Below are 13058 nucleotides of genomic sequence, written 5' to 3'. Positions count from 1 at the left end.
ACACCTACTGGAGGCCCGAACCCACTAATGTTGAAAAATTAGGGGATGAGCTGTGGATCGGAGTGAAAGGCTAATCAAGCTCGGAGATAGCTGGTTCTCCTCGAAAGCTATTTAGGTAGCGCCTCATGTATCACTCTCGGGGGTAGAGCACTGTTATGGCTAGGGGGTCATCCCGACTTACCAAACCATTGCAAACTCCGAATACCGAGAAGTGCGAGCATGGGAGACACACGGCGGGTGCTAACGTCCGTCGTGGAAAGGGAAACAACCCAGACCGCCAGCTAAGGTCCCAAAATCATGGCTCAGTGGGAAACGATGTGGGAAGGCAGAGACAGCCAGGAGGTTGGCTTAGAAGCAGCCATCCTTTAAAGAAAGCGTAATAGCTCACTGGTCGAGTCGGCCTGCGCGGAAGATTTAACGGGGCTAAAGCCATGTACCGAAGCTGCGGACCTGCTTTGCAGGTGGTAGAGGAGCGTTCTGTAAGCCTGTGAAGGTGTGCCGAGAGGCATGCTGGAGGTATCAGAAGTGCGAATGCTGACATGAGTAACGATAAGATGGGTGAAAAACCCATCCGCCGAAAGCCCAAGGTTTCCTGCGCAACGCTAATCGGCGCAGGGTTAGTCGGCCCCTAAGGCGAGGCAGAAATGCGTAGTCGATGGGAAACAGGTTAATATTCCTGTACCGACTGTTAATGCGATGGGGGGACGGAGAAGGCTAAGTGATCCGGCAGTTGGTGCCCGGTTCAAGTATGTAGGGAGTGTCCTTAGGCAAATCCGGGGACACAATCCTGAGGTACGATGACGAGCCTCCACGGAGGCGAAGTCACTGATGCCCTGCTTCCAGGAAAAGCCTCTAAGCTTCAGTTAACAGTTGACCGTACTCCAAACCGACACAGGTGGGCAGGGTGAGAATCCCAAGGCGCTTGAGAGAACTCGGGTGAAGGAACTAGGCAAAATGGTACCGTAACTTCGGGAGAAGGTACGCCTCGGCTGGTGATGGGACTTGCTCCCTGAGCTGGCTGAGGTCGCAGAGACCAGGCCGCTGCGACTGTTTATTAAAAACACAGCACTCTGCAAACTCGTAAGAGGACGTATAGGGTGTGACGCCTGCCCGGTGCCGGAAGGTTAATTGATGGGGTTAGCTTCGGCGAAGCTCTTGATCGAAGCCCCGGTAAACGGCGGCCGTAACTATAACGGTCCTAAGGTAGCGAAATTCCTTGTCGGGTAAGTTCCGACCTGCACGAATGGCGTAACGATGGCGGCGCTGTCTCCACCCGAGACTCAGTGAAATTGAAATCGCAGTGAAGATGCTGTGTACCCGCGGCTAGACGGAAAGACCCCGTGAACCTTTACTACAGCTTCACACTGAACTTTGAACTTGTTTGTGTAGGATAGGTGGGAGGCTTTGAAGCCGGGACGCCAGTCTCGGTGGAGCCAACCTTGAAATACCACCCTGGCAAGTTTGGAGTTCTAACCCAGGCCTGTAATCCAGGTCGGGGACCGTGTGTGGTGGGTAGTTTGACTGGGGCGGTCTCCTCCCAAAGAGTAACGGAGGAGTGCGAAGGTACCCTCAGCGCGGTCGGAAATCGCGCGACGAGTGCAAAGGCATAAGGGTGCTTAACTGCGAGACAGACACGTCGAGCAGGTGCGAAAGCAGGTCTTAGTGATCCGGTGGTTCTGTATGGAAGGGCCATCGCTCAACGGATAAAAGGTACTCCGGGGATAACAGGCTGATACTGCCCAAGAGTCCATATCGACGGCAGTGTTTGGCACCTCGATGTCGGCTCATCACATCCTGGGGCTGAAGCAGGTCCCAAGGGTATGGCTGTTCGCCATTTAAAGTGGTACGCGAGCTGGGTTTAGAACGTCGTGAGACAGTTCGGTCCCTATCTGCCGTGGGCGTCGGAGATTTGACAGGATCTGTCCTTAGTACGAGAGGACCGGGATGGACGCACCTCTGGTGTTCCGGTTGTCACGCCAGTGGCACTGCCGGGTAGCTAAGTGCGGAAGGGATAACCGCTGAAAGCATCTAAGCGGGAAACCCACCTGAAGATGAGATCTCCCTGGACCCTTGAGGTCCCTGTAGGGCCGTTGAAGACTACAACGTTGATAGGCTGGGTGTGGAAGCGCGGTAACGCGTGTAGCTAACCAGTACTAATTGCCCGTGCGGCTTGACCATATAACACCCAAAGTGTTGGTGGTCTCGTCTGACACATCACGAAGTACACAAGCCTAGAATGCATTCCGAATTCAGATGATGCGGCAGCAGCCGTGTGATCTGGCCAGTTTGTCTGGCGGCAATAGCGAGTAGGAACCACCCGATCCCATCCCGAACTCGGAAGTGAAACTGCTCTGCGCCGATGGTAGTGTGGGGTCTCCCCATGTGAGAGTAGGTCACCGCCAGGCATTAATCCGAAGGCCCGGTCCCCTTTTAGGGGGCCGGGCTTTTTTTATGCGCGAAATTCTGCAGGCAGACTTTAGACCGGTGGGTTTCACACATGAGGATGCAAGCGCAGGCGGTTGGACGAGATCCGGGGATAGAGGAGGGATGCATGGCGCGAAAACGAACCGATGGGGGGCTGGTACTGGTAGGGCTGGTCCTGCTGGGAGTTGGCCTCTATGCGATCTTCGGGGGCGAAGTGGCATTCACCCCGATTGCGCCGCGGGAAGGGGCAGGTTTTGGCGGTTTCTGGGCGATGTTGATTGGGGTCGCGTTCGTACTGGGTGGGCTGTATTTCCTGCGCGAGTCCAGACGGTAACGGCGCCGCGTGGAGCGGACGTACAACCGTTCAGATGGCGGCGGTGGTGCGCCAAGAAAACCCGTCGTCCTGAGTCGCGATGTCGATGTCGTCCCTTAGGCACCCGAGGCCTGCTGCGAGTGCATCGCGGGCGAGTGACTCACGATTGTTGTCGCTCGACAGGTGCATGCCGACCACGTGCCTCAGTCGTGAGCGATCCATGCGCTGAAGAAGCTCGGTGGCCGCGTGATTCGGGAGGTGGCCGTAGCCCCCGCCGATGCGTCGCTTCAGGGACGGCGGATAACGCCCGGCCTGAAGGAGTTCAGGGTCGTGGTTGCATTCGAGTAACAGGGCGTGGGCACCGTTCGCCATTTCGACCATGTGGGGTGAGATGTGTCCGGCATCGGTCATCAGGACCAGGCGGTGGTCGCCATTCGAAATGGCGAATTGCGTGGGCTCACGACAGTCGTGGGGGACGGTGAATGGGTGCACCCACGCCTCCTCGATTTCCACGGGGGTATCCGCCTGGACCTCCTGGACGCTGGCGAAGCGGTCGTCGCGGGCTGCGAGCTGCGTCCCGGGGCTGGTGTACACCGTCAGACCATAGCGCCGCGATAGGGGCGCGGCGGCTCCGATGTGGTCGGTGTGTTCGTGGGTAACGAGTACGGCGGTGAGGTCGTTCGGACTGAGGTCGATGCGAGCCAGGCGCCGCTCCAGTTCCTGGACCGAGAAGCCGCAGTCCACCAACAGCCGGGTTTCCCCGATCTCGACGACCAGGGCATTGCCCGAGCTGCCGCTGCCGAGGGAGCAGAAGCGGATCATCTAGCCTGGTACTCTGCCGTCGGTTTAGCGCAGAATCTGTTGTTCAATGCGTTCCAGGACGAATTCGGCGTCGCGACGGCTGAGTGATTCGCCGTCAATATCGCGGGCTTCGATGCGCAGGTCGCCGTCACCGGTCTCGCTTAGGCGGATCTGGTAGCGTTCGTTCTCGCGGCGATCACCGCCGCGGCCGAAGATTCGGCTGAAGAAGCCGCCGCGCTCGCCTTCGCCAACCATGTCGGGTCGGTAGGTAACCTCGAACGTACGCGTATTGCGATCCTGTTCATCGACCAGGAGTCCGGCGCGGTCGAGGTAGGTGCCCATTTGTGACCACAGGCGGTCCATTTCGCCAGCGGTCACCAGTACCGGTTGGCCTTCGTGTTCGGCTTGATGCAGCTCGGTGGGGCGGTCCGCGATCGTTTCGGCGACCCGGATCCCGCCTTCTGGGATCTCGCCGGTCGTCAGGAACACCCGCAAACGGTTCAGCATCTGGGCTTCGAGCTCGGGATCCGCAGGGCGCAGGGCCCAGCGCCAGGTTTCACCCTCGGGCTCTTCGGAAGCGCCCCGGTGAGCGATGTAGATCGCCGACCGACCGTTGTCGCGTTCCAGGCGCAGGCGGTACTTGTCCCGCGTGTTGGCGTCGTAGACGTTGCCGAGCGCGCGCGCGAAGATATTCTGGCTCCCACGGAGCGGGATGCCCGCGCGGTCTTCGGCCCACTCGGTCTCCATGATGCCGACCTGTGGTTCGTTGCGCTCCAGGCGGAGGTTCTGGCTGTCCCAGAATGCGGTCAGCTGGTCCCACAGTTCTTCCGGAGGCGTTTCAACGCTGAGCCAGCGGACGCTCCCTTCGCGCCGCATCTCGACCTCGGTGGATTCCGGGAGAACGCGTGCATCACCGCGCACGGCGGGCGCGGTATCCGTTGGCTGGCGCTGTTGCTGCCGCGCCGCGGAATCCTGCTGCATTTCGCGGGCGCTCACGCGCTTGCCCGGCGCATCCGGGATGCGATAAGCACGTTCGCTGTCGGGGGCAATGAGGTCGGGCGGGACCTCAAGATTCTCCATCTGCCGGCTCATTTCATATTCGGGGCCGCTCTGGCGGTCGCCCGAAGTAGAGCACCCGGCGATTGCCAGGCCCGTGGCCAGGGCAAGGGCAGTGTGCGTCGCGCGGCGATGAAGCTTGGCAGACTGTTTCATGTCAGGGATCAGACCTCTATGCCAGCCTGGCGCATGGCGTCCAGGACCGGCGCATGGAAGGGTTCGGACAACGGTGTCAGCGGCAGGCGAATACCTGCCTCCATGAGCCCCATGCGATGCAGGGCCCATTTGACGGGGATCGGGTTCGCCTCAAGGAACAGGGACGAGTGCAGGCCATCCAGATGGCGATTGATCTCGCGCGCCTCGTCGGCGCGCCCTTCACGTACGGCACGACACATGGCTGCCATCATCCGCGGCGCGACGTTGGCCGTCACGGAGATGATCCCGTGGCCGCCGGCGAGCAGGAAAGCCAGCCCGTTGCCGTCATCCCCGCTGTAGAGATCCATGCGGTTGCCGACCCGCGCGACCAGCTCGGCGGTACGCTCGTTGCTGGCGGTGGCCTCCTTGATTCCGATGATGTTCGGGATGTCGGCCAGCCGTTCCACTGTTTCCGGCAGCAGGTCAACCGCCGTGCGGCCGGGTACGTTGTACAGGATCTGCGGGATGTCCACCGCCTCGGCAATGGCCTTGTGGTGCAAATACAGGCCTTCCTGAGTCGGTTTGTTGTAGTAGGGCGATACCAACAGGCAGGCGTCCGCGCCGGCTTCTTTGGCGCAACGGGTCAGCGCGATGGCCTCGCGCGTGGAATTCGCACCGGTACCCGCGATCACCGGCAGGCGCCCGTTGACGGTCTTCACCGTATGGGCGATGGCTTCGCAGTGTTCGTCGAAATCGAGGGTCGCGGATTCGCCGGTGGTGCCGACGGCGACGATGGCATCAGTGCCGGCCTCGATGTGGAATTCCAGGAGCCGATCCAGGGCCGGCCAGTCCAGGCTGCCGTCCGCGTGCATCGGGGTCGCCAGTGCGACCATGCTGCCTTGAAACATCGACTCCTCCAACAACGGGAATGGTGCAGTCTAACGGGCGGGTGACAAGGCATTCAAGATTCCCTTGGCCGGGGTGCCATGGACCTCGCATGAAGGATGGGTCAGGTGGGCCCCGTTGCCTCGCTTTCGCCGTTGGCGCCACCGGGGCAAGGTGGTATGTTGCGAACCATCATGCCTGTTGCCGCTTTCACGCAGAGAACCCCCGAGTGGTCCCCCGTTCCTGGCCCCGGGTGGAGCCGGCAGGTGCCGCATGGCTGAAGTCGCCGGCGCCGGAGCGCACACCCACCTGATCCTCAACCTGATCGGGCCGGATCAGCCCGGCCTGGTATCCAGCGTGACCCGCGTGATCGTCGATACTGGCTGCAACCTCGAGTCCAGCCGCATTACGGTTGTCGGTGGCTACTGTTGCATGGCCCTTAGCACCAGTGGCAACTGGAAGACCCTGGGCACCCTGGAGTCCCGTCTGGAACGCCTCGAGGCCGAGATGGAGCTGGTGGTGGTGGCGCGGCGCGGTCCACTGGACGAGCGGGCCGAGGCCGCCATGCCCTATGCCGTAGACGCAGTGGCGCTGGATGCGCCCGGGCTGCTGAATGCGCTTGCGGATTTTTTTACCAGTCGCGGCGTGAACCTGCGCGATGTCCAAACCCGCGTCTACATTGCCCAGCAGACCGGTGCCCGCATGTTCGCGGCCAACATGATCGTAGATATCCCCGCAGGGCAGCACCTGGCCAGCCTGCGAGGCGAATTCATGGACTTTTGTGACGAACTGAACGTGGACGGCGTGCTGGATCCGATCAAGGCCTGACGAGCTTAGGGCGTACGCCGTTCAAGGCATTCGAATGCAACGGAGAAACGCGTGATGAGTATCGCAATCGACCAGCCCGTACCCGAAGACCTGCGTGTACCGGCCACTGGTGACCAGACGCTGGGCCCGGCCGATTTCCGCGGCAAGATCGTGGTCCTGTACTTCTATCCCAAGGACAGCACCCCGGGCTGCACCAATGAAAGTCGTGACTTTGCGGCCAACAAGGCTGCCTTCGATGCCGCCGGTGCCGTGATCCTGGGGGTCTCGCGCGACAGTGTGAAAAGCCACGAGAATTTCCGCACCAAGCAGGAGCTCCCGTTCGACTTGTTGAGCGATGCTGATGAGCAGCTGTGTGAAGCGTTCGACGTGATCAAGATGAAAAACATGTATGGCAAGCAGGTGCGCGGCATCGAGCGTTCCACCTTTCTGATTGATGCCGACGGGGTCCTGCGCAAGGAATGGCGCAAGGTGAAGGTCCCGGGGCATGTCGACGAGGTGCTGGAGGCGGTGCGCGAAATGGCAGGCAGTTAGACCCGCAGTCTTCGATTCATCCCGGCCCAGGAGGCGCCATGAGCGCAGCACCCGCAGACCCGAAACGCCTGTTCGTGCTGGATACCAACGTGCTGATGCACGACCCGACTGCGCTGTTCCGTTTCAAGGAACACGACATCTTCCTGCCCATGGTTGTGCTCGAGGAACTCGACCGTGGCAAGAAAGGGGTCTCCGAGGTGGCCCGCAACGTGCGGCAGGTGTCGCGTTTCATCGACGAGCTGATGAGCGACGCAACCCACGAGCAGATCGCCGCCGGGTTGCCGTTGCAGGCCGAGTCGCTGAGCGAGTCCACCTTTGCCCCCTCTGGGCGGTTGTTCTTTCAGACCCGCAACCTCGCCTCAAGCCTGCCGGATTCGCTGCCGGGCACGACACCTGACAACGACATCCTGGCCACCGCCCAGGCTCTGAAGACCGAATGGCCGGGTATTCCGGTCACCCTGGTCTCCAAAGACATCAACCTGCGCATCAAGGCCGCGGTCATCGGTCTGCATGCGGAGGACTACTACAACGACCAGGTGCTGGACGACGTCAGCCTGTTGTTCTCCGGCATGACCGAGCTGCCCGCGGACTTCTGGGACACCCACGGCCAGACGATGGATTCCTGGCAGGAGTCCGGCCGTACCTACTACCGCGTGACCGGGCCTTTGGTCTCCGAGTGGCAGCCCAACCAGTTCGTCTACCGCGAGGGCGAGAACCCGCTGTCCGCGATCGTGCTGGAGATCGACCAGCCGAACGAGTCGGCGGTCATCGAGCTGGTGGACGACTACATGACCCCGCGCCACAGCGTCTGGGGCATCAACGCCCGTAACCGCGAGCAGAACTACGCCTTGAACCTGCTGATGGACCCGGAGGTGGACTTCGTCTCCCTGCTGGGCGCCGCGGGTACCGGCAAGACCCTGTTGGCCCTGGCCGCGGGGTTGGCACAGACGCTGGAGGACAACACCTACAAGGAAATCATCATGACCCGGGTCACGGTCCCGGTGGGCGAAGACATCGGCTTCCTGCCCGGGACCGAGGAAGAGAAGATGACGCCGTGGATGGGCGCGCTGATGGACAACCTGGAGGTGCTGGCCAAGTCCGAGGGCGCGGGCGACTGGGGTCGGGCGGCCACCAACGACGTCCTGACCAGCCGTATCAAGATCCGCTCGCTGAACTTCATGCGTGGGCGTACCTTCCTCAGCCGCTACATCATCCTGGACGAGGCGCAGAACCTGACCTCCAAGCAGATGAAGACGCTGATTACCCGCGCGGGTCCGGGGACCAAAGTCGTCGCGCTGGGCAACATCGCGCAGATCGATACCCCATATCTGACCGAGACCTCATCCGGGCTGACCTACGTGGTGGATCGTTTCCGCAACTGGACCCACAGCGGCCATATCACGCTCACCCGCGGTGAGCGTTCGCGCCTGGCGGACTACGCCTCGAATCACCTGTAGACGGCGGGAAGAAAGCCTGGGGGCGGCAATGGAGCGGGAAACGGGCACCGTCATTGCGAGGCCCCGCAAGGGCCGCGGCAACCTCCGGAAGCTGGTGCTGAGCCAGCTATGGAAGCAGATGGTTTCGGACGCAGTTCGCCACGTCGCTTCGCTCCTCGCGAAGACGATACGAGTCCGTGTCGTTGCGAGGCCGAGACAGGGGCTGCGGCAATCTCTGGTGGATGGCGCGGTGACGGGATCTGCTGGTTTCGGACGGAGGTTGCCGCCTTCGGCTCCTCGCAATGACGGTGCCTGTGCTGGCGCCAATGGGTCGGCTCAGCCGTCCTCGCTGTAGCGGACGCAGGCGCGTTCGGTCTCCCACAGGGTCAGTGCGTGCATGCGCAGGCCCGGACGGTTCAGACGTTCGGCCATCTGGCGATAGAACCACTGTGCGATGTTCTCGGCCGTTGGGTTGACCGTGTCGAACGGGGGGACGTCGTTCAGGTAGCGGTGGTCCAGCTGCCCGGCGATCTCGCGGGCGGCGCTCTTGACCACCTTGAAATCCACCGCCATGCCAGCGTTGTCCAGGGTCTCGGCCTCGACCTCGGCTTCCACCTTCCAGTTGTGACCATGCATATTCGCGCACTGCCCCGGGTAGTCGCGCAGGGTGTGCGCGGAGGCGAAGTCGGTCAGGACGCGGAGGGTGTAACGGGCACTCATGGATCGATTCCGGCTAGCGCGACATTCGGGTCGCGGGGATACTCAGCCAGCGAAGCCTAGCCGGCCGCTGCCGTCCGCGCAATTCTCCTGCCCGAAGGCGTGGCGAATCGCGGCCAGTACGCCCTCGGTATCGAGGCCGCAATCCGCCAGGATCTGTTCGCGCGAGCCGTGTTCGGTGAAGTGGTCTGGGATGCCCAGTACCAGGCAGGGCCGGTTCAGGCCCTCGGCGGAGAGCCACTCCAGGACCGCGCTGCCGGCGCCGCCGGCGCGCGCGTGATCCTCCAGTGTGACGAAGCCCTGGTAACTGGCGGCCAGTTGACCAAGGAGATCCGTATCCAGCGGCTTGATGAAGCGCATGTTGACCACCGTCGCGTCCAGCGCCTCGCCGGCCGCCAGGGCCATGTCCAGTAGTACACCAAAGCTGAGGATCGCCAGTCCCTGCCCCTTGCGCACGACCTCGGCGCGTCCGATTGGCAGGGTCTCCAGATGGGTGCTGCCGCCTTCCGGCAGTTCACCGGGCCCGCCGCCACGCGGATAGCGCACCGCCGCCGGGCCGTCGTGGGCGTAACCGGTGGACAGCATCTGGCGGCATTCGCGCTCGTTGGCGGGCGCCATCAGCAGCATATTGGGGACGGCGCGCAGCAAGGCGGTATCGAAGGTGCCGGCGTGGGTGGGGCCATCGGCACCGACGATCCCGGCGCGATCCACCGCAAACAGCACCGGCAGGTTCTGCAGGGCGACATCGTGGATCACCTGGTCCATTGCCCGCTGCAGGAAGGTCGAGTAGATCGCGACCACCGGCTTTTGCCCCTCGCAGGCCATGCCCGCCGCAAGGGTTACCGCGTGCTGTTCGGCAATGCCGACATCGAAGTATCGCTGCGGGAACTGTTCCGAGAATGCCACCAGTCCCGAGCCCTCGCGCATCGCTGGGGTGATCCCGAGCAGACGCTCATCCGCCGTGGCCTGGTCGCACAGCCACTGGCTGAAGATATCGGTATAGCTGGGGGCCTTGGGGCCAGACGGGGCCAGGCCGTTTTCCGGCTCGAACTTGGATACCCCGTGATAGCGGCAGGGGTCTTCCTCCGCCGGCGCGTAGCCCTGGCCCTTGCGTGTGACCACGTGTAGCAATTGCGGCCCCTGGGTCCCGCGCAGGTTCTTCAGGATGGAGACCAGGCCGTTCACGTCGTGGCCGTCCACCGGTCCGAAGTAGCGAAAGCCGAGCTCCTCGAACAGGGTGCCGGGCACGAACATGCCCTTCATGTGTTCCTCGGCACGCTGGGCGAAGGCCTTCATCGGTGGCACGAACTCCAGCATGCGCTTGGAGCCCTCGCGTACCGAGCTGTACAGCGGGCCGGACAGCAGGCGGGTGAAATACTGGTTGAGCGCGCCGACATTGGGCGAGATCGACATGTCGTTGTCGTTCAGGATGACCAGCAGGTTGCAGTCGAGATCGCCAATGTGGTTCAGCGCCTCGAAGGCCATGCCCGCGGTCATCGCGCCATCGCCAATCACCGCCACGTGCCGGCGATCGAGACCGGCGTGCTTCGCCGCCAGGGCCATACCGGCCGCGGCGCTGATCGAGGTGCTGGAGTGCCCGGCGCCAAAGGCGTCGTACTCACTCTCCGCACGTTTGGGGAAGCCGGCCAGGCCGCCATACTGGCGCAGGCTGGCCATGCCCGCGCGGCGCCCGGTCAGGATCTTGTGCGCATAGGCCTGATGCCCGACATCCCACACGATACGGTCATCGGGCGTGTTAAAGGCGTAGTGCAGTGCGATCGCGAGCTCGACCGTGCCGAGGTTGGCTGCCAGGTGCCCGCCAGTGCGGGAGACGCTCTCGATCAGGAACTGGCGCAACTCGTCGGCGACCCCGGAAAGATCCGAGGTCGGGTGTTCCCGCAGGTCGGCGGGCCATTCGATTGCATCCAGCAGAGGGGTAGGCGTCATCGAGGCGACCGTGTTCAGTTCATGCGGTCGACGATGTAGCGCGCGAGGAAGCGAAGCAAGTCCGCCTCCTGACCGAAGGGTTGCAGTTCGTCCAGGGCCTCGTCGACGAGTGCGACCGCACGCTCGCGCGACGCCTCCAGCCCCTGCAGCGAGGGGAAGGTCGGTTTCTGCAGGCGCGCATCGGCGCCACAGGCCTTGCCCAGGACCTCGGGATCGCCCTCCACGTCGAGGACATCGTCGCGGATCTGGAAGGCCAGACCGATGCACTCGGCGTAGCGTGTCAGCCGCTCCAGCGTATCGGGTTCGGGGCTGCCGGCCAGCGCGCCCAGGCGCACCGAGGCGCGGATCAGGGCGCCGGTCTTCAACCGATGCATGCGCTCCAGTTCCGGCAGGTCGATCGGTTGTCCGCAGGCCCCCAGATCGATCGCCTGGCCACCGGCCATGCCGTGCAGCCCAGCCGCCGTGGCCAGCTCGCGCACCGCGTGCAGGCCGCTTGCGCCCGGCAGGTCGGAGACGCCACCGGTGAGGACGTCGAAGGCCAGGGCCTGGAGGGCGTCGCCAGCGAGAATGGCGGTCGCCTCGTCGAAGGCCTTGTGACAGGTCGGACGGCCGCGGCGCAATTCATCATCGTCCATTGCCGGCAGGTCGTCGTGGATCAGTGAGTAGACGTGGATCATTTCCACCGCGGCGGCCATGGCGTCCAGCGCGGCTTCCGGGGCGCCCGTGGTGCGCCCGGCGGCGTAGACCAGCACCGGCCGCAGGCGCTTGCCACCGGACAGCGTCGCGTAGCGCATCGCGTCGATCAGGCGCGCGTCGGGGGCCCCATCCGCGCTCAGATGGCGGTCGAGGACAGACTCGATGCGGTGCTGGTAGTCGGTCAGGGCCTGGGTGGGGTCGGCGGAGATCAACGGCGACTCGCTAGAACGGGACATCGGGGTCCGTGGTGCCGGACGCGGCCGGCGAGCGGGGAACGTTCGCGGTGGCGTCGTGGTCACTCTCGGCAGAGGCGCCGGGTGAGGTCTCCGCAGTGAGGGCCTCCATCCGGCGCTGGGCATCGTCCAGGGCTTGCTGGCAGCGATTGACCAGTTCCATGCCGCGCTGGAATTCGCCCAGGGACTGCTCCAGGCCCAGTTCGCCGGACTCCATCCGCGCGACCAGGGCCTCCAGGGCCTCCAGGCTGGCTTCGAATTCCGCCGGGCTGTCGGCGCTGGGTGAGTCGGTCATGATGGATTACCGGGTCGAAAAGGTGAGAAAGTATCCGATCCGCCGCGGCGAGGAAAGACGTACCGCCGGTCCGCCCTTGATTATGGGGGCGACACCCCCATGATGGGCAGGGCTTCCGGTTGACACTGAATCGGGCGCGGACTAGAGTTTCCAAACGGTTTAGACCGAGTCTAAACAGCCGTCTGCACAGGCATTCCTGTGGTTGTGTAGCACCCATAAGAGAGAAGGAGAGCACCATGGATCTGAAAGGCAGCAAGACCGAAGAAGCCCTGAAAGAGGCCTTTGCCGGCGAATCAATGGCCAACCGTCGCTACCTGTACTTCGCTTCCAAGGCGGACGTCGAAGGCTACAACGACGTGGCCACCGTGTTCCGTTCCACCGCGGAAGGTGAAACCGGTCACGCCCACGGCCACCTCGAGTACCTCGAGAGCTGCGGCGACCCGGCCACCGGCCTGGAGTTTGGCTCCACCTCGGCGAACCTGAAGACCGCCGTCGCGGGCGAGACCCACGAGTACACCGACATGTACCCGGGCATGGCCAAGACCGCCCGTGACGAAGGCTTCGACGAAGTCGCCGACTGGTTCGAAACTCTGGCCAAGGCGGAGCGTTCCCACGCCAACCGTTTCCAGAAGGCGCTGGATCAGCTGGACGACTAAACGTCCCGCATTGCTGGAAGTACGCGGGACCGGTACGCCGGTCCCGTTTCCGGGAAACACGGAACAGCCTGTGAAACGGGCCCTCAAGGCTTGCCCGCATGCTGT

General features: G+C 63.1%; 12 protein-coding genes and 2 rRNA genes (1 of these 14 cut by a window edge). 7 read left to right on the top strand and 7 right to left on the bottom strand.

Translation table 11 applies throughout. The features are described 5' to 3' along the window. From D002_RS0111545 to D002_RS0111535, 3 genes are all read left to right on the top strand, one after another. Positions 1 to 2178: ribosomal RNA gene (locus D002_RS0111545) — 23S ribosomal RNA — on the top strand; it begins 701 nt to the left of the window's first position. A gap of 111 nt (positions 2179 to 2289) precedes the next feature. After that, a 5S ribosomal RNA gene (gene rrf, locus D002_RS0111540) occupies positions 2290 to 2405 on the top strand. 146 nt (positions 2406 to 2551) lie between these two features. Further along, the gene (locus tag D002_RS0111535) at positions 2552 to 2758 is read left to right on the top strand and encodes a hypothetical protein (RefSeq protein WP_018142083.1); all 207 of its coding nucleotides are present in this window, start codon (positions 2552 to 2554) and stop codon (positions 2756 to 2758) included. 30 nt (positions 2759 to 2788) lie between these two features. On the opposite strand, the gene D002_RS0111530 is transcribed toward D002_RS0111535, so the two are convergent. From D002_RS0111530 to dapA, 3 genes are read right to left on the bottom strand one after another with little or no spacing between them, the layout of a single operon-like run. Beyond that, positions 2789 to 3559 (bottom strand): MBL fold metallo-hydrolase, encoded by a 771-nt coding sequence (locus tag D002_RS0111530; RefSeq protein ID WP_018142082.1) that lies wholly within the window; start codon positions 3557 to 3559, stop codon positions 2789 to 2791. Between the two features lie 24 nt (positions 3560 to 3583). Then, complete coding sequence (bamC, locus tag D002_RS0111525) at positions 3584 to 4750, bottom strand: outer membrane protein assembly factor BamC (protein WP_026181685.1); 1167 nt, start codon at positions 4748 to 4750, stop codon at positions 3584 to 3586. Positions 4751 to 4758: 8 nt separating this feature from the next. Continuing rightward, positions 4759 to 5637 carry a 4-hydroxy-tetrahydrodipicolinate synthase gene (dapA, locus tag D002_RS0111520; protein WP_018142080.1) on the bottom strand — a complete coding sequence of 293 codons (879 nt, stop codon included), beginning with the start codon at positions 5635 to 5637 and terminating at the stop codon, positions 4759 to 4761. A 250-nt stretch (positions 5638 to 5887) separates the two neighbouring features. On the opposite strand from dapA, the gene D002_RS0111515 reads away from it, so the two are divergent. The 3 genes from D002_RS0111515 to D002_RS0111505 are packed head-to-tail and all read left to right on the top strand — an operon-like array spanning position 5888 to position 8430. Next, the gene (locus tag D002_RS0111515) at positions 5888 to 6442 is read left to right on the top strand and encodes a glycine cleavage system protein R (protein ID WP_018142079.1); all 555 of its coding nucleotides are present in this window, start codon (positions 5888 to 5890) and stop codon (positions 6440 to 6442) included. Positions 6443 to 6496: 54 nt separating this feature from the next. Next, the gene (locus D002_RS0111510; protein WP_018142078.1) at positions 6497 to 6973 is read left to right on the top strand and encodes a peroxiredoxin; all 477 of its coding nucleotides are present in this window, start codon (positions 6497 to 6499) and stop codon (positions 6971 to 6973) included. 38 nt (positions 6974 to 7011) lie between these two features. Next, positions 7012 to 8430: a PhoH family protein gene (locus D002_RS0111505; protein ID WP_018142077.1), complete on the top strand. Its 1419-nt coding sequence runs from the start codon at positions 7012 to 7014 to the stop codon at positions 8428 to 8430. Between the two features lie 315 nt (positions 8431 to 8745). Here the strand turns inward: D002_RS0111505 and queD are convergent, their stop codons facing one another. Genes queD through D002_RS0111485 form a run of 4 tightly spaced genes read right to left on the bottom strand, consistent with a single transcriptional unit; the run spans position 8746 to position 12297 of the window. Beyond that, positions 8746 to 9129: a 6-carboxytetrahydropterin synthase QueD gene (queD, locus tag D002_RS0111500; protein WP_018142076.1), complete on the bottom strand. Its 384-nt coding sequence runs from the start codon at positions 9127 to 9129 to the stop codon at positions 8746 to 8748. A 42-nt stretch (positions 9130 to 9171) separates the two neighbouring features. Then, positions 9172 to 11073, bottom strand: coding sequence for a 1-deoxy-D-xylulose-5-phosphate synthase (gene dxs, locus D002_RS0111495; protein WP_018142075.1), 1902 nt, complete (start codon positions 11071 to 11073; stop codon positions 9172 to 9174). Positions 11074 to 11087: 14 nt separating this feature from the next. Continuing rightward, the gene (gene ispA, locus D002_RS0111490) at positions 11088 to 12005 is read right to left on the bottom strand and encodes a (2E,6E)-farnesyl diphosphate synthase (RefSeq protein ID WP_196800124.1); all 918 of its coding nucleotides are present in this window, start codon (positions 12003 to 12005) and stop codon (positions 11088 to 11090) included. Beyond that, on the bottom strand, positions 11992 to 12297 hold the full coding sequence (locus tag D002_RS0111485) for an exodeoxyribonuclease VII small subunit (protein WP_018142073.1): 306 nt from the start codon (positions 12295 to 12297) through the stop codon (positions 11992 to 11994). The genes ispA and D002_RS0111485 overlap by 14 nt, the downstream gene beginning before the upstream one ends. 236 nt (positions 12298 to 12533) lie before the next feature. On the opposite strand from D002_RS0111485, the gene D002_RS0111480 reads away from it, so the two are divergent. Then, positions 12534 to 12953, top strand: coding sequence for a rubrerythrin family protein (locus D002_RS0111480; protein ID WP_017940769.1), 420 nt, complete (start codon positions 12534 to 12536; stop codon positions 12951 to 12953). Positions 12954 to 13058 lie beyond the last annotated feature (105 nt).

It is taken from the genome of Thioalkalivibrio sp. ALJ7 (assembly GCF_000376865.1).
Classification (GTDB): Bacteria; Pseudomonadota; Gammaproteobacteria; order Ectothiorhodospirales; family Ectothiorhodospiraceae; genus Thioalkalivibrio.
Note: the sequence above shows the minus strand (reverse complement) of the source record. Positions and strands in the feature narration are given on the sequence as shown.